Below are 18,754 nucleotides of genomic sequence, written 5' to 3' on the forward strand. Positions count from 1 at the left end.
ATGATTGTATCCAGCGATCGCGAATGCGGTTACAGGATCGACGGGGGGTTGGGATGCACGATCTCGCTCAGGTTGAACTCTACTGCTTAGAGGCCCGCGCACTCATCGCACGCGCCGAGGATGCCGCGAATCGCCTCGGCCAGAGCGAGGCCTGCGACGGGCATCGTTTGATGGCGACGCAAGGCCTCGTGGCGATCCGGCACCTCCACAGGATCATCGAAACGCACCGAAACCGCTTGGCCTTCGAGGCGCTGCCCAACGCCGTCAGCCAGCCCGTCCCGCCCAGACGGACTTGGCTGTCCGTCATGCGGCGGCACCTCTCGAGCGGAAGCCGCGCCCTGGAAACGCAGGCCTGATCCGCTCCGGCCGCTGCGCACGCTCGTCCGTCCTGCGCCGGGCGGACATGTCGGATGGTGGCCTCCCCGGCTTCGCCGCCCTGTCGGGGGCCTGACGGCCACGAACATGCGACGCCGAGAGCGGGGGGCGGAACCCCGCGACAGCCGTCGGCGGTCCCCGGCAGTTCGTGCGGCCTGGAAGGGTGGTTCAGGGAGGCGACGCCGTGATGAGAGCCCTGTTGATATGGCCCGTGCTGCTCCTGATCGGCGCGGCGTGTCCGGCCTTCGGAAAGCGGCTGCGACCGGTCGTCCATCAGGCTCCGGAGATCGAGACCCTCGTCAACCGGGCGTCCGACTTCCTGGAGGAGCGCGGCACCGGCGCCTTTGCGGACTTCAGGAGCAAGGGCAGCCCCTGGCGGTATGGCGACGTCTACCTGTTCGTCGTCGACATGCGCGGGATCGTCCTGTTCAATGCCGCCGAGCCCGACCGCGAGGGGCGGGATCTGCTCGGCGAACGCGACGCCAACGGGAAGCAGTTCCACCGGGACTTCATCGATACCGTCAGCCGGTTCGGGTCCGGCTGGATCGACTACATGTTCCCGAAGCCGGGTCAGTCCGTCCCCACCGTGAAATGGAGCTACGTCTGCCAGACGCACGTGGCGGGTTCCGAGGCGCTCATCGGAGCCGGCGTCTATGTCGAATAGCGCTGCCTCGCCCGCTCAGACCGTCCGTCGGGCCGCGAGCGCTAGGGCGAAGCCGAGGCCGGCGAGGGCCAGCGCGGCCAGGACCGCCAGCGCCGGGGCGGCGGCGGTGAAGCCCTCGCCGAGCGCGTCCTGATAGGCGGTGATCGCCCAGGCGTTGGGGGTGAGCCAGCCGGCCCGCTGGAGCCAGGGCGGCATCAGGAAGCGCGGCACCATCGAGCCGCCCACCGCTGACAGCAGCAGCACCCCGAAGGTCGAGGCGAGGTGCGCCTGCTGGCGCGAGGCCGCCAGCGCGCAGGCGGCGAGCGCCAGCCCCGCCGCCATCGCGGAGACCAGCAGGCACGTGGCCAGGAAGGCCGGCCAGTGCGGCCCGATCTCGACCCCGTAGAGCAGCGCGGCGGCCAGGAAGATCAGGCCCGCCTGCACGACGCCCTGGAGCGTCAGGAAGCCGAACTTGCCGAGCACCACCACCGGCAGCCCACCCGGCCCGGCCATGAGCCGCTCGCTGAGCCCGGTCTCGCGCTCCTCGACCAGCGACATCGCCCCCTGCATCGCGGCGAACAGCAGGAACACCGCGGTGATCGCGCCCGCATAGTAGCTGATCCGGGCGTTGGTGGTGCTGGCCGCGGTACTGCGCCTTTCGACCATGTCGGCGAAGCTGAACGGTTCCTTCTTCGCCCGCTGCTCGGCGAAGGCCTCGTCGAGGAAGCGCCGTTCGTCCGGGCCGATCTTGCCGGTGCGCTCCACGTCGGCGACGATCCGCGAGAGGACCACGTCGGGCAGTGACTCGTTCAGAACGCGCTGGAACTGGCCCAGGGCGATCGGCGTCGCCAGGGCCTTGGCGGGATTCTCCACCAGCACCACCGGGCGGTCGGCGGCGCCCGGGGCGCCCTCGGAGGGTGTCGCGATCAGATCGCCGCGCAGGGCGAGCGCCACGTCGACCTCGCCCGAGCGCACGGCCCGGACGACGCCCGCGAGGTCGGTCTCGGGCAAGCGCGTGACCCGCAGGGACGGATCGGCAGCGAGCGCGTCGGTGAGGCGGCGTGTCGCGGCGGTCTGGACGAGGTCGGCGAGTCCGAGCTGGATGCGGATCCGCTCGCCGGTCGCCCCGGAGAAGATCGCCGCGAAGATCGAGAAAATCACGGTCGGCAGGACGAACGCCATCACCAGGGCGGCGCGGTCGCGCAGCAGGCTCAGGGCCATCACGCGGAAGGCGGCGCCGATCACCCGGCCGTCCCGTCCCGCAGGGTGGGGATTTCTGCGTCGGTCACCGCGCGGGGCCGGAGCGCGTCGAGGTAGAGGGCCTCCAATCGGGGGGCGCGCACCCGGACCTCGGCCACCGGCACGCCCTGGGCGCGCAGGCTGCCGAGTAGGGCCGCGCCGTCGAGGCCGGACCGCTCCACCGAGCGCCAGGTCAGGCCACCCGGCTCCGCGACCGCGAAGCCGGCCCGGCGCAGGGCCGCCTCTGCGGGTTCGTCGGCCGGGACTGTGAGGCTCAGTTCCCGCTCGGGGACGCCCGTGCGCAGCTGCGCCAGCAGATCGGTGAGGCGGCCGGCGCGCACGATCCGCCCCTGCGCCAGGAACGCGACCCGCGCGGCGAGGCGCTCCGCCTCGGCGAAGTCGTGCGTGGCGATCAGGATCGCGGTGCCGGCCGCCTTAAGCCGGTCGAGAACGGCGTGGATCGCCGCCCGGGCGGCGAGGTCGACTCCGCTCGTTGGCTCGTCGAGGAGGACGAGGCGCGGCCGGTTCATCAGGCTAGCCGCGATATTGACCCGGCGCCGGTAGCCCCCCGACAGGGTCCCGACCGGGCGGCGCGCCACCCCGCCGATCTCGGCCATCGTCAGGGCGGCCTCCACCGCTGCCCGCCGGTCGCGCCGGGGGACGCCCGCGAGTTGGCCGAACACGCCCAGATTCTCAGCCACGGTCAGCTTCGGGTAGAGGGCGATCTCCTGCGGCACCCAGCCGATGGCCCGCCGGGCACCGCCCTCCCGGTACGGATCGGCCCCGGCGACGCGCACGGATCCCGCGTTCGGGCGCAGGCGGCCGGCCACGAGGCGCATCAGAGACGATTTGCCCGCTCCGTTCGGCCCGAGCAGTGCCAGTGTCTCGCCCGGTTCGAGATCGAGGTCGACACGCTCCAGGACCCGCCGTCCGCGGAGGTCGAGATCGACGCCCGCGATTCGGACCAGGGGATCGGCCATCGCCTCAGCGCCGGGGCAGGGCGCGGGCGAGGCGCACCCGCAGGGCTGCGCCCGGCTCCCGCAGCACGAACGCCGCCTCGGCGAAATCCGGCCGCGCCCGCCGCCCGGCGAGGCCTGAGAACCCGTAGGGTTCGAGGGGCAGGCCCAGCCCGGTGCGGTCGAGGCGGCCATTGCCGTTCGCGTCCTGAAAGGCCGCCACCGCGTAGGTCCCCGCCGGCACGCCGCGGAAGGTGAACTGGATCCGGTCGCCGGAGGCCGGCGCCTCGTCGCCCCGGGCGCAGGCGGCCTCCGACAGGCTCCCCTGGCAGAGGGCGATGCGCACCGGCCCGCCGCCGGGTTCGATCCCGTCGATCTCGACCTGCACGCTCGCGGCCGCCGCCGGCAGGGTAGCGCTGAGGCAGACCGCGAGGACGAACCCGGCGAGACCGTTCCGCCGGCCCGCCGGCTTGGTCACGAAGCCTCGCCGGAGGTGGCGAGCGGTGCGGTCTCGGGGATGCCCGCGGTGGCGGCGGCGCGGGCGCCGGCCAGTTCCTCGATCAGCAGCCGGGCCGTGATCCGGGCGCCCTCGTAGATCACCGGCAGGCCGGAGCCCGGATGGGTGCCGCCGCCCACGAGGTAGAGTCCCGGCCCGAAGCGGTTGTGGGGCCGGAAATACAGCATCTGCATCAGGTCGTGGGCGAGGTTGAAGGTGGCGCCCTCGTGGACGGCGAAATCCTCCTCCCACTGGGTCGGGTCGATGATTCGCTCGTAGCGGATCCGCGACTCGATATCGCCGAGGCCGAGGAGTTTCAGCCGCTCCAGGATCAGGCTCCGATAGGTCTGACGGATCGACGGCCAATCGATCCCGGCCTTCAGGTTCGGCACCGGTACGAGCACGTAGAGGGCGGTGTGGCCCGGGGGGGCCATGCCGCCGTCGGTGTAGCCCGCGTGCTGCACGTAGAGGGACGGCTGCATCGGCAGCGTGCCCTCGGTGATCTCGCGGATGTTCTTCTCGTAGCCGTCGGCCAGGAGGATCGTGTGGTGCCCGAGGCTGTCGGGCATGGACCCCTCGAGGCCGAGATACAGCATGAAGGTCGAGCAGGAGAGCCGGGCCTTGTGGATCTTCGCGTCGCGCCAGCGGGGGCGGTGCCGCTCCGGGACCAGGGCCCGCACCACCTTGGCGAAGTCGCCGTTGATCAGCACCGCGTCGGCGTTGAAGGTCTCGCCATCCGCCACGACGCCGCTGGCGCGCTTGCCGTCGAAGGTCACCCGCTCGACGGTGCTGTTGAGCCGGACATCGACGCCCATGCGCCCGGCCAATCCCGCCATCGCATTCGAGACGGCGCCGCAGCCGCCGACCGGGTGGTAGACCCCGTGCTCGTATTCGAGGAACGACAGGATCGTGAACAGGCTCGGGCACCGGAACGGCGACATGCCGAGGTACTTGGTCTGGAACGAGAAGGCGAGGCGCACCCGCGGGTCGGCGAAGTGGCGCTTGAGATCCTTGTCGACGCTGCGCCCGGGATGCAGGTAGGGCAGGGCCGCCAGCATCGCCGGGCTCGCCATGCTGCGCAGGGTGTGGAAGGATTGCTGGAGGATCGGCTTGAAGTAGTCGAGCTTGGTCCGGTTCTCCGTGAAGAACGCCTTGACGTGCTTGGCGTCCTCCGGCGCCAGGCGGGCGATCTCCTGCTCCATGCGGGCGATGTCGCCGGTCGCCCGGATCGTGCCCGAGATGCCGTCCGCGCCCTCGAAGACGAGGTGGTATTGCGGATCGAGCCGTTCGAGCTTGACGTGATCCTCGAGCCGCTCACCGCAGCTCGCGAAGATGTCGGCGAGGATCTGGGGGTAGAGGAAGAAGGTCGGCCCGATATCGAACTTGTAGCCGCCCGGCGCCGCCACGGTCTTGGTGCGGCCACCGACCTGCGCGTCCTTCTCGAACAGCGTCACGTGGACTCCGGCCCGCGCCAGCAGAAGGGCGGTGGCCAAGCCACCCGGACCGGCGCCGACCACGGCTACCCGGCGTCCGGTGAGCGCCCGCAACCCATTCCCAGACTGAAGCAACGCCGCCGACTCCTGCCAGAATCCCCCGAACCACAACCGTCAAGCTAGACCGCTCGTCGCGCGCGGCAATTGCTGCCGTTTGTCGCGCGCAGAACAGCACAGGCTTCGAGACCCGTGAAGGGCCGTCGACCGGTCCCCGCGGGGGTATCGCATCGGAGGGGCGGAACCGGGGCAAACCCCCTCATGCCGGACGCGGCCTGTCGGGGCCGGGCTGGACCGTGCGCCACAGCCACAGCGCGGTCAGGATCAGCGACAGCGTCGCGGCCGCTCCGGTCCATTCCAGGGCGCCCCAGCCGGCCCAGCGGCCGGATCCGAGGGCGCGCACCAGCAGCGGGCCGGCGATCTGTCCGGCGGCGAACGCTGTGGTCATCTGCGCCAGCAGCGGCGTCGGATCCTCGGGCCGCACCTCACGGGCCAGCTGCAAACCGGCCATGGTCGCGACCATGAAGGTGCCGCCCACGAGCACCGCCGCGGTGGCGATGGCCGGGAGGCTCTGGACGAACAGGGGCAGGGCGGTGCCGAGCGCCATGATTCCCTGCGCCAGGGCCCAGATCCGCTGGCGGGACCCGTGCGGCGCGAAATGTGCCACGGCCGCGACCGACAGGGCGGCGGCGAGGCCGAAGAGCGGCCAGGTCAGCCCGAAGACGAGCGGATCGGGCGCCAGCGCCCGCGCCATCGACGGGAGGAACGTCGCCGGGACGATATAGCCGAACCCGAACGTCCCGTAGCAGAGGACGAGGCTCAGCTGCCTGCTCCGGCGGCGCGGCACGGTCGCCGCGGCCGCGTGCTCCGTAAGCGGGGCCGTTTCCGTGTCGGGCCCGGAGGGCCGCAGCGCGGATAGCGCCCAGACGAGCAGCGCGCCGGCGCCGGCGACCGCGCCGAGTTCCAGCCACAGCCGGTGTGCCGGCTGGCGTCCCCCCAGCCATGTCAGCACGCCGGCCAGGGCGATGCCGAGCCCGACGCCCGTGTAGATCCAGGCCCCGGACCGTCCGGCCCGCTTTCGTGCGAGTTCGGCGAGGCACCAGCCGCTCGCGCAGACCAGCGCCCAGGCGCTGAACACGCCGGCCGCCCCCCGCAACGCGAGGCCGAGCAGCGCGGTCGCCCCGGCATCGACCCCGGACATCGCGAGGGTCGTCAGCGCGACGCCGACCAGACTCAGCAGCAGGCCGCGACGCGGGTCGCCGGCGAACCACGCGGCGGTCAAGGCGCCGAGGAAGTAGCCGACGTAGTTGGCGGCCGCCCATTCCGCGCCCGACGCGGCGCTCAGGGTGCCGTCCCGGATCATCAGCGGCATGAGCGGCGTGAAGGCGAAGCGGCCGATCCCCATGGCGACCGCGAGGACTACGAGACCGCTCCCGACGATCGGCCAGTTCGTGCGGCGCGGGGCGGCGGGGATGGAACGTGTCGTGCTCATCGACCGCCGATTGAACACGCGCCGACCGCCCTTGGAAAACGAATTCTCGCGCTGCGCCGCGCTTCCAGGCGACCGATGGATCTCGACGACCTGCGCCTTGGACGTGCGAATCGCTGGCCGAATTCTGTCTCCGCCTTACGTGTCGAGATCATCCGCCATCACGATGCGTTTCATGGGTCGTCTACGGCAATTCGTTGCAGAGAATGTCTACGCGAAGCTGTTCCGGTCCCCGCACTGGCGCGTCGGCTGGCGGCATGTCTCGGGTCCCGACCTGTGGGATACGCAATCGCTGGCGGACACGCGCTGGAACCGCCTGCCGGATCCCGGCATCCGCTTCTTCGCCGATCCGATGGCGATTGCGCATGGCGGGCGGACGATCCTGTTCGTGGAGGATTTCCACCATCACCGGCAGAAAGGCGTCATCTCGGCCGTCGAGCTGACCCCGGCCGGACCCGTCGGGCCGGTGCGCCCAGTGCTCGAAGAACCCTGGCACCTGTCCTACCCGCACGTGTTCGAGCACGATGGCGCCATCTGGATGATTCCAGAAAGCTGCGAGAACCGCGAGGTTGTCCTCTATCGCGCGGACCCGTTCCCGGATCGCTGGACCCGCGAGGCCGTGCTCATCGACGGAATGCCGTTGACCGACGCGACCCTCGTCCAGCACGACGGTCTGTATTGGCTGCTCGCGACCTTGGAGAATCCCGGTTCCGCCTCGGCGGATCTGTGCCTGTTCCACGCGGCGAGCCTCTTCGGCCCGTGGCGCCCCCATCCGGGCAACCCGGTGCTGCACGACGTCCGCACCGCGCGCTCGGCGGGGCCGATCGTGCGTCGCGACGGTTGCTTGTGGAGACCGGTCCAGGATTGCAGCCACCATTACGGCGCCGCCGTCGGGTTGGCCGAGATCACGCGCCTCGACACGGCCGGCTACGAACAGAATGTCCGGAACACGCTCGCCCCGTGCCAGGCTTGGCCCGGGCGGCGGCTGCACACGCTGAGCCAGTGCGGCGGCTTCGAATTCATCGACGGCTCGGCCAATGTGTTGCGCTGGTCGCCGTTTGCCGGCGGGACCTGAACCGCCGCGCAGGGTGCTTCCTGGCGACGGGGACGCCGATGGTGCTTAGGGCGCGCGATCGAGCGATGCGTGCGCGCCGTGGTCCGATCCGACGTGCTCGGCCAGGGCCTCAGACCGTCGTCCCGAGGGCTGGCCGTCGGGTCTCGGGAGAGGGACCACGCGCTACGAGGGTTGAAGCAGCGATCGATAGACGCCGATCGTCTCGTCGGCCATGCGCTTGCAGGACAGCCAATCGAGGTTGGTTCTCGCGGCCCGGCGCCACCGTTCCAGTTCCACCGGATCGCGCAGCACGCGCCGCAGCTCCTGCGCCAGGAAAGCCGGGTTGTGCGGCGGGATCAGGATGCCGGCGCGGCCATGATCGAGCAGTTCCGGGATGCCGCCCACGGCGGTCGCGATGACGGCGCATCCGGCCTCTCGCGCCTCTGCGACGGCGAGGGGAAAGGCTTCGGTATGCGATGCGAGCACGAAGACCGAAGCCTCCCGCAAGGCTCGGTAGGGTTTGGCGATGAAGCCTTGGAAGTGGATGCGATCCGAACCGGTCGTCTGGGCTTTGAGCGCTTCGAAATAGTCGCGATCGGGTCCCGATCCCAGAATTTCGAGCGTGGCGTCCGGAAACTCGTTCGCAATGTCCCCGAACGCGGAGATCAGATCACCGACGCCTTTCCTGCGGTACAGGCCCGCGACGGTGATGATCACGGGCGGCCTGCGACCCGGAGGACGCACCTCCCGTGCATGGACCTCCGCCCGGCGACGTGGCGATTGCAGGATGCCGTGCCGGACCACGTGCATCTTGTCGTAGCGAAAACCCCGCTTGTGAAAAGCGCGCCGCCCGCTCTCCGATAAAACGATGACGCGGTCACCGGCCTGCATCAGATTCGATGTCAATCGCCACTCGTTGTGGACGGTCGTGATCAGACCATAGTCTCCGAAGCCGGCCAGATCTCGACCCAGTCGCATCAGCACGGCGCCGGTCATCATATGGGCATGGACGATATCAGGCTTGCGTGACCTGATGATCTCCCGGAGTCGAGGCAGAGCTCTGAAGAATGGCCAACCGGATCGAATGTACATGTTCGCGTATTCATGATGAATATTAAATTCAGATAAAAGATCTAAATACCCGCCTCCGGAGCTGACGAACGACACGTCGTGTCCGGCCTCCGATTGCATGCAGGCCAGATCGACGGCCGAATTGACAATTCCGTTGCCTTTATTGACCAACTCGTTCGCGGCGTGCAAGATTTTCATACACGGCTCCGTATCGAGCTTGTCGTGCCGGTAATAAGTTTTGCCAATACGATTAACATCTTGAGCTGGTTGTGATGCGCGCCGTTGAAACTTCCATTGCCCGGGGGCTTGGGAGTGGCAAAACGGTATGGCCTAATTTCCAGCGGTATTATGATGGCAGTAACTACGTAACACGACTCTAATCGCGCATACCGCCCGGTATTTGCCGGATAAAATTTGGGCGGTTGCATGAAACGTCGCCGCGGCAACACCGCCTGACCGGCTGTGGCGCCTGAAAAGGCGAGCCGCGGCCTGTTTCCCTCGACGCGGCGCTGAACCGCGATTCGGCCGGGCTTGCATGGTCGCCGGGGGGCGCAAAGGGACCACGCATCTCCGGGACGGCCAGCGCAACGCCCCAGCCGCCCCGACGTTTTCGCGTGCGGACATCGAGCGTCGAAGATGGGGCGCGAGGGATCGCGCGCTCACCGTCGCGCCCGTCCGCGTCGCCGGTCTCGGACCCGACACCGTGCCGCTTTCCGGGGGCGCGGCGCGCGTCGCGTCGAAGACCCCGTCAGTTGCTCAATCGGACCGACGCCACGGCGGTCGAGAACAGCTGGAGCATGGCGGCCGTGATGTCGCCGCCGGACGCGACGGGGAAATACAACCCGTCCGACGCGCACGATTTCAGCGACGGCCCGATCTGGTTTTCGTAGGGTCGGACATAGGAGTTGTAGAAACTGTTGTCATAAAGCGGAAGATACTGCGTGTAGATGATGCCGATGCGGACGTTGTTGTTTTTCAGCGCCTTGCACGTCGACGGACTGAAGGGTCCGATGAAGCGATTGCTCTGATACTGAAAGCCCGCGCTCTGATTGGTGACGGTGCCCCCGGTATCTTCGACACCATCGGTCACGAAGAACAGGAACCGGATCGGCGACGCCGCGGTCGAGCCGGTGCCGCTGGCCGGTATCGTCGTATTCATTTTGGTGATGGCGCGTTCGAAATCGGACTGATTGTCGGATTGATTATAATACGCGTAGGCAATGTCGATATTGGCAGCCGCCGTCTTGATCTGGCTCAGGGTCGCGGTCATCGCCTGAAGGCGCGTCTGTGTCGTGGAATCGTTGAAGGTCCACATCTCCATCTGGAACTGCTGCGGCAGCGACATGCTGGCATTGGCCTGATCGACCAGCGCCGACACAGCATCGCGCAGGACCTGGATCCGCAGCTTGATGTTGTTTTTCTGAGCGATGTGATAATTGTCGTTCAGGTTGTCGCCGGTCACATTGCCCGAGGAATCGAAGGTATGCTGATGGCAGGCGAACGCACAGCCGCCGGTGGCATTCTTCATGTTGTTGACATCGGTGTCGGTCGCGGCCAGCCCCATCGATGGGGAATTGTCGAGTAGAAGATAGAAATTGATATATTGGAACAAATTGCGGGTGCTCGAAGCGGTCCCGCCGATATTCATCGTCACGACCTTCATCATCGAGGCGAGACTGGTTTTCACGGTCGCGGTGTAGCTCGCCGTGAGGCTCAAGGTCGACGCCCCGTTGACCGGCGTCCCGGGGGTGAACGACGTGACGGTCACGCCGGGGACCTTGGCGGCCTCCGCGCGGAACTGCGTCTCCATGTTCTGAAGATTGGTCGTCGAGATGGAATTGGTCTTCTGCGACATGACCGCGAGCACGGCGCCGTCGAGGGCCGTGTCGAGCCGCGCCTTGACGGCGTTGCGTCGGCCGTAATCGATCGCCGCGGCCGAGGCGAAGAGGATCGGCATCGCCACCAGGGCGAGGGTTATCGCGACCTGCCCGGACCGGGCGCGGCCGTAGTTCAGCACCCGATGTCTGACGTACCGGTTCACCCGGCCAGGAAACGAGGACAGGGCACCCTCCCGCAATCGTGAGCGCGCTCCGGCCGAACCGCTTGCCGGTTCGCCGCGCGCGCTGAAACAAGGACGCAGAGCCCGCGATCAAGCATGGCTCTAGCTGTAGTTCGGGCAGGCCGTTCCGCCCGGCATGACGATCTCGTTCACGGTCCGCTCCGACCATGGGATCTGCCGGGTGAAGGTCAGACCGCCCGCACCGAAGATCCACTTGTACAGCGCGCTGCCGATGATCGGCGTGTAGGTCATCGTGACCTCGGCCAGGATGTAGCGGGCGCCGTCGAACTGGTAGGCGGCCGGCGTCGCCGGCAAGCCGTTCGTCCCGTTGATCTGGAGGGCCGGGCGCTGCGTCGCGTTCTGGGCCCAGCTGGAACAGACGCCGCCGTAGAGCGTGCCGTAGATGGACTCGACGCCCATGGCATTGACCACGATCTGGAGGCCCGAGGCGTCCAGGGGACGAAGGATCGTGGTCGCGGCGCCGGCGATCGTCGCCATGTCGCCGGTCGAGGGCTTCGGATTGTCCGCGCGCCCCGACAGATCGCCGAGCGTCCGTGCGAACAGGGTCAATTTGCGGTTCGCATCGAGGATGCGGGTCAGCTCGATCGTGCCGAAATAGATGACGATGAGCACCGGGAGGACGAGCGCGAACTCCACCGCGGCGACGCCCCGCGCATCGCTGCGGAAGCGCTTCAGGCGTTTCGCGGGGGCCGCCATCACGAGCATACGGATTGGGTGGTGTAGGGCTCGATCTTGAAGACGGTCGCGGCCTGCAGCACGCGCCGCTTGTTCGGCAGGCTCGCCGTGGCCAAGCCGAGGAGCGGGAAGAAGACCGGAATGTCGACGGCGGCCTGAACCACCATGATCGTGGAGGCCCCCCCGCAGGTGTAGCTCTGGAAGTTGGGGTTCCAGTCGCTGACGCCGCTGCTGCTGGTGGCCACCGGCGAGACCGCCGAGGCCGAGGCGTAGCTGGACGCCTGCGTGACGCTGACGCGGACATTGGCGCAGGTGAAGATCGTCACCCGCGCGGCGCCGCTCGGTTGGGTGCAGATCGCGGTCCGGAACCGGCTGATCAGCGTCGCCGCATCGGTCGTGCCGGAATTCGAGGTCTGGAACGAGCCCGTGTAGATCTGGCGCCCCGCCTCGACGACGGCCTGCTGGAGGATCTCCTGCTCCCAGGCGACCAGCCCGTTCTCGAGGCAGGCACCGACCAGGGCGAGGAACGGCAGCGCGACGAAACCGAACTCGACCGCGGTGGCGCCGCTCCGCTCGCGCCACAGCCGTGCGACGAGGGGCCGTGGCCTCAGCCATCGGGTAGCGGCGTAGCGCAATGATCTCACGGTCTGACCCAACGGGTTGGGGTTGTCGGACCGACTAGACCAGGGAAGTCTTACGTTTTTCCGTATGCCACCCTGAAGACCCGATCGATCGTCCGATCGCGCCGATCCTTATCCACGATCATCGCGCAGCGTGTTGTCCTGCCGAGATGCGCCGCCCGGGCGGCATCCCGGCGCTCATCGCCCACCGGCGAGGCGCCTTTGGCCGCGGGCGATGCTGTGCAGAGCGATCCCCGCCGCGGTGGCGACATTGAGGGAGTCGAAGCCCGCGGCCATCCCGATGCGAACCGGCCGCGCCCGGGCGAGGAGCGCTGCTTCCAGCCCGGGCCCCTCGGTGCCGAGGATCAGGAGCGCCCGCGCCGGTGCGGCGCGCTCGTCCAGGGCCTCGGCCGCCCCCGGGCTGAGCGCCAGCGCCTCCAGGTCGAGGGCATCGGCGAGGCGCAGCCAATCCTCCCCCGGGGCGAGCCGCGCGAAGGGCTGGATCAGGGCGGCCCCCGCCGAGACCCGGATGCTCTTCCGGTAGAGCGGATCGCAGCTCGCCGCGTCGAGAAGCACCGCGTCCGCCCCGAAGGCGGCGGCGTTGCGGAAAGCGGCACCGACATTGTCGTGGTTGGTCAGCCCCGCGAGGCCGAGCACCAGGGCCGGAGCGGGCGCGGGCGGCACCAGCTTGGCCGCGTCGGGGTCCGGTCCGCGCAGCCCGACTGCCAGCACCCCGCGGTGGATCGGGAAGCCCGTAACGGCGCTCATCACCGGCTTGGCGGCGAGGAGGACCAGGGGCGGCTCCGGGCATGCGGCGGCGGCCTCGGCGAGGCCGGGCCAGCGTTCCGGCAGCAGCAGGATCGATTCGGCGCGGAAACGGCTGCGCCGGCCGAGCAGCAGCCGCAGGGTCACCTCGCCCTCGGCGATGAAGCGTCCGGCGCGGCCGACGAGGTCGCGCTCGCGCATGCGGGCGTAGGGTTCGAGGCGGGGATCGTCCGGGTCGGTGACCGTCTCCGGGACCGCGCCCACCTCAGCTCTGCGACCGCTCGGTCCGGCTGGCGAGCGGGTCGGCCTCGGCCCGGGTCGGCACCTTCACCAGCGCCTCGCCGTCGAGGACCGTCTCCCCCGCCACCGAGCATTGGCAGGCCAGGCGCGCCCGCCGCCGCTCGGGCATCAGCTCGGCGACCGTCACGGTGACCTCCACGACGTCGCCGATGCGCACCGGCGCGCGGAAGTTGAGGGTCTGCGAGATGTAGACCGCGCCCGGTCCCGGCAGGCGGGTGCCCAGCACCGCCGAGATCAACCCGGCCGTGTACAGGCCGTGGGCGATGCGGGTGCCGAACGGCGTGCGGGCGGCGAAGTGCTCGGAGAGGTGGATCGGGTTGCGGTCGCCGGTGATCTCGGCGAAGCCCACCACGTCCGAGGAGGCGATGGTCTTCGACAGGGTCTCCGACAGGCCGATCTCGAGATCCTCGAAATAGAGCACGCGCAATTCGGGCAGCATGGCTCGGCAGACCTCCGCTTCCGGCCGATGACGCGTTCCGCGCAGCCGGCTCCGGAACCGGCCTCGCACGATCGCGGCGGCGAATCCACCCGGACGAAGGCGGAAGGCCGTCGAACTTTCTTGAGTCGCGGACAGGGATTTCTCAACGGCCCTCGACAGGCGTGCCGGCCTCGGCGAAGACGCGTCCCGTGACCGTCGATGAAGCAGCCCGGCCCGCGCCGCCCGCCCTCCGCCCCGTCGTGGCCCGCGTCGCGGCGCTGAACCTCGGCTATTTCGGCATCGAGATCGCGGTGGCGCTGACCATCGGCTCGGTGGCGCTGATCGCCGACAGCCTCGATTTCCTGGAGGATGCGGCGATCAACCTGCTGATTGTCGCGGGCCTCGGCTGGGGCGCGCGCAACCGGGCGCGGCTCGGGACCGCCATGGCGGGCATCCTGCTCCTGCCGGCCGTGGCGGGCGCCTGGGCGGCCTACGCCAAGGTCTCGGATTTCGTGGCCCCGGCCGCCCTGCCGCTGACGCTCACCGGCCTCGGGGCGCTCGCCGTGAACCTCACCTGCGCGCTGATGCTCGCCCGGCACCGCACCGGATCGGGCAGCCTGACCCGCGCGGCCTATCTCTCGGCGCGTAACGATACCTTCGCCAACCTCGCGATCATCGCCGCCGGGCTGGTGACCGCCGCCTATCCCACACCCTGGCCGGACCTCGCCGTGGCGGCGGGCATCGCGATCCTCAATGCCGAATCCGCTGCCGACATCCTCAAGGCCGCCGCGGCCGAGCGCAGAGCCGCACGATAACCGAAGCCATGCGAATCTTCCCCATTTCGGATCTGCATCTGGAGCGGCGGCGGCTGGACCTGATCCCGCCGCCCGCGGAGCCGTTCGATCTGCTCGCCTGCCCGGGAGACCTCTACGAGGGGCATCCCGAGCGCGGTCTCGCGGCGCTGCTGCACCTCGCGCAGGGCCGCCCGATCGTGCTGGTTCCGGGCAATCACGAGCGCTACGCCCCGACCGGGGACAGGCGCACCGCGCCGGAGCTGCTGGCGGCGCTGGAGGCCGAGGTGAAGCGGCTCAACGGCCTCGGCGCCCGGATCCAACTGCTCCAGGGGGCGCAGACCTGCATCGTCGACGGGGTGCGCTTCGTCGGCACCACCCTGTGGAGCGACTGGGCCCTCGCCGGGCGCTGGCTCGCCCCGGACGCGCCGGACCGGCCCGTCGATCCGGTGGCCTACGCGGCCGACCGCATGACCGATCCGGTCACGGGCTCGCGGGAATATCTCGGTTCGATCCGCAAGGCCGACGGCAGCCCCTGGCAGCCCGCGGACGCGATGGCGGCGCACCGGGCCGAGCGGGCGGCTTTGCACGCCGCGCTCCGGATCCCGCATGACGGCCCGACCGTGGTGGTGACGCACCATCCGGCGAGCCCGCTTGCGGCGGACCGGTTCCGGGACGCGCCCGGCGTCCCCTGGTGGGTCCCGGCCTTCTACGCCAGCACGGCGCTGGACGACCTCGCCGATGCCGAACGGCCGGATCTGTGGATCTCCGGCCATTTCCACGCCGGCCACGACCTGGCGATCGGGCGCTGCCGCTGGGTGTCGAACCCGGTGGAGGGGGCGGGCTACCGAAGCGATCGCTTCGTCGAGGTCGCGCGGCGCTGATCCGGCCTCGCCCGGGGCGGCCGGCGCCTAAGCTTGCCCCCGTATCGGGACGCGGCCGAGGTCGAGCCGCACCCGCGTGCCGCACTCCCCGGCGCGTCTTCAGAAGTGGTCGGGCGGGGACAGAGCCGCGCGGGACGCCGGTCGCGACGTCTGAAGGTTCCGCATCAGGCGATCGCGGACGCTCGCCTGGTTCGCCCGCACCATCCCGGGCATCAGGAACAGGGCGACGACGAGCCAGATCACCCCGATGACGATGCAATTCAGGACGATCTGGAAGATCGCGCTGCCGGTAAGACCGAGATAGAAGCGATGAACGGAGAAGAGGCCGAGAAAGAACCAAGGGATATAGGCTGGGATCAGGCTCGGTTGCTCATTGGTGACACGCTGTTCGATCAGGATCTGGTCCTGGGTCGTCGCACTCATCCGTTCTGTCCCCCGCTTGTACGGTCAAGCTTTGAGACAGGGGCGACCGATGGCAGGACCGGGCCGGCGGGAACGATCCGCCGGCCCGGGCAACCTCAGCCGTGGACCAGCACGTTGCGGAACTGCCAGGGATCGCTCGTATCGATGTCCTCCGGGAACAGGCCCGGGCGGTCGGTGAGCGGCGTCCAGTCCGTGTACACCCCGACCACCGGGCCGAGATACGGGGTCTGGACTTCGAGGCAGCGGCGGAAATCCATCTCGTCGGCCTCGACGATGCCGGCCTCCGGGTTCTCCAGGGCCCAGACCATGCCGGCGAGCACCGCCGAGGTCACCTGCAGTCCGGTGGCGTTCTGGTAGGGGGCGATCCGGCGGGTCTCCTCGATGGAGAGCTGCGAGCCGTACCAGTAGGCGTTCTTGGCGTGGCCGTAGACCAGCACGCCGAGCTCGTCGATGCCGTCGACGATCTCGGTCTCGTCGAGGATGTGCTGCTGCTCCTGCACCTGGGCGGCCTTGCCGAACATCTCGTGGAGCGACAGCACGGCGTCGTCGGCCGGGTGATAGGCGTAGTGGCAGGTCGGCCGGTACACCGGCGTCCCGCCTTCCTGTACGGTGTAGTAGTCGGCGATCGAGATCGCCTCGTTGTGGGTCACCAGGAAGCCGAACTGAGAGCCGGCGGTCGGCACCCAGGTGCGCACGCGGGTGTCGGCGCCCGGCTGCAGCAGGTAGATGGCGCAGGCCGAGCCCTTCTCCTGTCCGCGGGCATTGGCGGGCTTCCAGGTCTCGTGCGTGCCCCAGCCGAGCTCGGCCGGCTGATTGCCCTCGGAGACGAAGCCCTCCACCGACCAGGTGTTGACGAAGACGCCGCGCGGCTTCGGGGTCTTGGCGCGCTGCGTATCCCGCTCCGCGATGTGGACGCCCTTGACGCCCAGATCCTTCATCAGCGCGGCCCACTCGGCCTTGGTCTTCGGCTCGGGCCGCTGGAGGCCGGTATCCCGCGCGATGTTCAGGAGCGCCTGCTTGACGAACCACGAGACCATGCCGGGATTGGCGCCGCAGCACGAAACCGCGGTGGTGCCGCCCGGCTTCTGGGCGCGGGCGTCGAGGATGTTCTCGCGCAGGGCGTAGTTGGTGCGGTCGCCCTGGCTCTTGGTCTTGTCGAAGTAGAAGCCCGGCCAGGGCTCGGCCACGGTGTCGATGTACAGGGCGCCGAGCTCGCGGCAGAGTTCCATGATGGCGCGCGACGAGGTGTCGACCGAGAGATTCACGCAGAAGCCCTGGCCGCCCCCCTCGGTGAGGAGCGGGGTGAGCACGTCGCGGTAGTTCTCGGGGGTCAGCGCCACCGTCTCGAAGCGCAGGCCGTGCCTCTCGGCGAGCGCCCGGTGGGTGTCGACCGGGTCGATCACCGTGAACCGGGCCTTGTCGTATTCGAAATGGCGCTCGATGAGGGGCAGCGTGCCCCGGCCGATCGAGCCGAAGCCGATCATCACGATGGGCCCGCTGATACGGCCATGGATCGGGTGATGGGTCGGCTGCTCGGACATGCGGGAGATCCTCGGATTCTGACGGGCGCCGCGGGCGTCCGCGTGGTCTGGCCAGCGGGCGGGTTATGGCGGGCATGTGACACTGCGGCGACAAGCCCGCCCCGGCATCGCGGCGCGGTCGACGGACCCGTTGCCGGGCAGGGGGCTCAATGGCGGCTCACCCGGGCACGGTCAACCGTCCGGCGCACCGGGCCGTTAACGCATCGTTGACGGACAGCACCCGAAGCCATGATCCGAATGCATGCGCCGTCAGCGTCCACTCCTGTGGTCGGCGCCGGCCGCAGGCCTCATATTGCGTTGCAACAAGGCCGCCGAGACGGCCGCTCGGCAGGGGTTTTCACGGAAACGTCCGAGATCCAGCCCGTCGGAGTCCGTCATGCTCGCACTCATCACATCCCGGATCCCCGGCCCGGTCAACGAGACCGTGGATCGCGATCCCGGGATCCTCACCCTCGTGTTCGTCTGCGCCCGCGCCGTCCGCAGCGGGACCGAGGCCGCCTTTGCCCGGCGCTGCGCCCTGGCCCGCGCCGCCGGTGGTCCGAACCCGCTCTGACGGGTCCCCCCGGCGGAGTGCTTTCGCCGGCGTGGATACCGGGGCGATTGCGTCGTCCCCGTTCGGGCTTTAGGCGGCTGTGCCGTTCCATGGTCCCGGGGTTGTTGATTCCATGCCGACGATTCGCGCGTTCCTGCGCCTCAGCCTGACCGTGACGCTGCTGACCGCCGTTCCACTGGCGGCCGCGCGGGCCCAGGATGCCGAACCGGAGGCCGCCGCCCCGGCCGATGCCCCGCCGAAGGCCCGGCCCAAACCCCGTCCGAAGCCGGTCGCACCGAAGACGGCGGTCAAGCCCGCGCCCGCGGAAGCCAAGCCTGCGGCGGCGGACGCCGCGCCGGCCGCCGCCGCATCGGCCCCGGCGCATGCCGCGTGGCCCACCGGCGCCAGTACCGTCAGCGAGAGCTACGGCGACTGGACCATGACCTGCACGCGCCCGAGCGAGAAGATCACCTGCATCGTCGCCCAGTCGCAGGGCGATTCGCAGACCGGCCGCCGCAAGTTCGGCTTCGAGCTCCAGACCCCGGCGAACGGCCGCTCCGAGGGGATCGTGCTGATGCCCTTCGGCCTGTCGATCGAGCCGGGCGTCACCTTCAAGCTGGACGAGCAGGCCCTCGGCAAGGGTGCGCCCTACACGGCCTGCGGGCCGGACGGCTGCTTCGTCCCGATCAGCTTCCCGACGCTGGCCCTCGACGGCATGCGGGCCGCCAAGACGCTCTTCGTGATCGGCCAGAAGTCGGGCGGCAGCGACGCGGCGACGATCACGGTTCCGCTCGAGGGTTTCGCCCGGGCCCTCGACCGCGCCGTCGCCCTGAGCGGCTGAAAAGCCCGGCGGTCCGGCGGATTTACGGGGTACGGTTAAGGCAGCGTTAGCCGCGCCGCCGCAGGATGTTC

General features: G+C 69.5%; 20 protein-coding genes. 7 read left to right on the forward strand and 13 right to left on the reverse strand.

The features are described from left to right. Positions 1-53 precede the first annotated feature (53 nt). Positions 54-356: a hypothetical protein gene (locus AC3IF3_RS15835; protein ID WP_243966861.1), complete on the forward strand. Its 303-nt coding sequence runs from the start codon at positions 54-56 to the stop codon at positions 354-356. A 206-nt stretch (positions 357-562) separates the two neighbouring features. Then, a complete protein-coding gene (locus tag AC3IF3_RS15840) occupies positions 563-1,039 on the forward strand; it encodes a cache domain-containing protein (protein WP_243966863.1) in 477 nt (158 codons plus the stop codon). Between the two features lie 15 nt (positions 1,040-1,054). Here the strand turns inward: AC3IF3_RS15840 and AC3IF3_RS15845 are convergent, their stop codons facing one another. The 5 genes from AC3IF3_RS15845 to AC3IF3_RS15865 form a co-directional block, all read right to left on the reverse strand. After that, entirely contained in the window at positions 1,055-2,263 is a 1,209-nt protein-coding gene (locus tag AC3IF3_RS15845) for an ABC transporter permease (RefSeq protein WP_489229475.1), read from the reverse strand. Further along, the gene (locus tag AC3IF3_RS15850) at positions 2,260-3,237 is read right to left on the reverse strand and encodes an ABC transporter ATP-binding protein (RefSeq protein WP_489229476.1); all 978 of its coding nucleotides are present in this window, start codon (positions 3,235-3,237) and stop codon (positions 2,260-2,262) included. The genes AC3IF3_RS15845 and AC3IF3_RS15850 overlap by 4 nt, the downstream gene beginning before the upstream one ends. A 4-nt stretch (positions 3,238-3,241) precedes the next feature. Then, positions 3,242-3,622, reverse strand: a complete 381-nt coding sequence (locus AC3IF3_RS15855; RefSeq protein WP_489231314.1) for a DUF2141 domain-containing protein — start codon at positions 3,620-3,622, stop codon at positions 3,242-3,244. Positions 3,623-3,687: 65 nt separating this feature from the next. After that, positions 3,688-5,277: a phytoene desaturase family protein gene (locus AC3IF3_RS15860; RefSeq protein WP_489229477.1), complete on the reverse strand. Its 1,590-nt coding sequence runs from the start codon at positions 5,275-5,277 to the stop codon at positions 3,688-3,690. Between the two features lie 181 nt (positions 5,278-5,458). Beyond that, on the reverse strand, positions 5,459-6,691 hold the full coding sequence (locus tag AC3IF3_RS15865; protein ID WP_489229478.1) for a YbfB/YjiJ family MFS transporter: 1,233 nt from the start codon (positions 6,689-6,691) through the stop codon (positions 5,459-5,461). Between AC3IF3_RS15865 and AC3IF3_RS15870 the strand changes: the two genes are divergently transcribed. Next, positions 6,684-7,763, forward strand: a complete 1,080-nt coding sequence (locus tag AC3IF3_RS15870; protein ID WP_489229479.1) for a glucosamine inositolphosphorylceramide transferase family protein — start codon at positions 6,684-6,686, stop codon at positions 7,761-7,763. The genes AC3IF3_RS15865 and AC3IF3_RS15870 overlap by 8 nt on opposite strands. Before the next feature lie 162 nt (positions 7,764-7,925). On the opposite strand, the gene AC3IF3_RS15875 is transcribed toward AC3IF3_RS15870, so the two are convergent. The 6 genes from AC3IF3_RS15875 to croR form a co-directional block, all read right to left on the reverse strand. Further along, positions 7,926-9,011, reverse strand: coding sequence for a glycosyltransferase family 4 protein (locus AC3IF3_RS15875; RefSeq protein ID WP_489217169.1), 1,086 nt, complete (start codon positions 9,009-9,011; stop codon positions 7,926-7,928). A gap of 550 nt (positions 9,012-9,561) precedes the next feature. Next, the gene (locus AC3IF3_RS15880; RefSeq protein ID WP_489229480.1) at positions 9,562-10,830 is read right to left on the reverse strand and encodes a TadE/TadG family type IV pilus assembly protein; all 1,269 of its coding nucleotides are present in this window, start codon (positions 10,828-10,830) and stop codon (positions 9,562-9,564) included. A gap of 144 nt (positions 10,831-10,974) precedes the next feature. Then, the gene (locus AC3IF3_RS15885) at positions 10,975-11,589 is read right to left on the reverse strand and encodes a TadE/TadG family type IV pilus assembly protein (RefSeq protein WP_243966874.1); all 615 of its coding nucleotides are present in this window, start codon (positions 11,587-11,589) and stop codon (positions 10,975-10,977) included. Beyond that, complete coding sequence (locus AC3IF3_RS15890; protein WP_489229481.1) at positions 11,589-12,212, reverse strand: TadE/TadG family type IV pilus assembly protein; 624 nt, start codon at positions 12,210-12,212, stop codon at positions 11,589-11,591. The genes AC3IF3_RS15885 and AC3IF3_RS15890 overlap by 1 nt, the downstream gene beginning before the upstream one ends. Positions 12,213-12,386: 174 nt before the next feature. Beyond that, on the reverse strand, positions 12,387-13,154 hold the full coding sequence (locus AC3IF3_RS15895; RefSeq protein WP_489231315.1) for a TrmH family RNA methyltransferase: 768 nt from the start codon (positions 13,152-13,154) through the stop codon (positions 12,387-12,389). A 64-nt stretch (positions 13,155-13,218) separates the two neighbouring features. Continuing rightward, positions 13,219-13,692, reverse strand: a complete 474-nt coding sequence (gene croR / locus AC3IF3_RS15900) for a 3-hydroxybutyryl-CoA dehydratase (RefSeq protein ID WP_489229482.1) — start codon at positions 13,690-13,692, stop codon at positions 13,219-13,221. A gap of 188 nt (positions 13,693-13,880) precedes the next feature. Here croR and AC3IF3_RS15905 point away from each other — a divergent pair, with 188 nt between their 5' ends. Together AC3IF3_RS15905 and AC3IF3_RS15910 are read left to right on the forward strand one after the other, a co-directional pair. Beyond that, a complete protein-coding gene (locus AC3IF3_RS15905) occupies positions 13,881-14,486 on the forward strand; it encodes a cation efflux transmembrane domain-containing protein (protein ID WP_489217178.1) in 606 nt (201 codons plus the stop codon). A gap of 8 nt (positions 14,487-14,494) precedes the next feature. Then, entirely contained in the window at positions 14,495-15,346 is an 852-nt protein-coding gene (locus AC3IF3_RS15910; protein ID WP_489229483.1) for a metallophosphoesterase, read from the forward strand. 99 nt (positions 15,347-15,445) lie between these two features. Here AC3IF3_RS15910 and AC3IF3_RS15915 read toward each other — a convergent pair whose 3' ends face one another. Next, positions 15,446-15,769, reverse strand: coding sequence for a TM2 domain-containing protein (locus AC3IF3_RS15915; RefSeq protein WP_489229484.1), 324 nt, complete (start codon positions 15,767-15,769; stop codon positions 15,446-15,448). Positions 15,770-15,864: 95 nt separating this feature from the next. Next, positions 15,865-17,310 (reverse strand): homospermidine synthase, encoded by a 1,446-nt coding sequence (locus tag AC3IF3_RS15920; RefSeq protein ID WP_489229485.1) that lies wholly within the window; start codon positions 17,308-17,310, stop codon positions 15,865-15,867. A gap of 376 nt (positions 17,311-17,686) precedes the next feature. Here AC3IF3_RS15920 and AC3IF3_RS15925 point away from each other — a divergent pair, with 376 nt between their 5' ends. Both AC3IF3_RS15925 and AC3IF3_RS15930 read left to right on the forward strand, forming a co-directional pair. Next, entirely contained in the window at positions 17,687-17,863 is a 177-nt protein-coding gene (locus AC3IF3_RS15925; protein ID WP_489229486.1) for a hypothetical protein, read from the forward strand. 112 nt (positions 17,864-17,975) lie between these two features. Next, complete coding sequence (locus AC3IF3_RS15930) at positions 17,976-18,683, forward strand: invasion associated locus B family protein (RefSeq protein ID WP_489229487.1); 708 nt, start codon at positions 17,976-17,978, stop codon at positions 18,681-18,683. Positions 18,684-18,754: the final 71 nt, after the last annotated feature.

Source organism: Methylobacterium sp. J-118 (assembly GCF_057836565.1).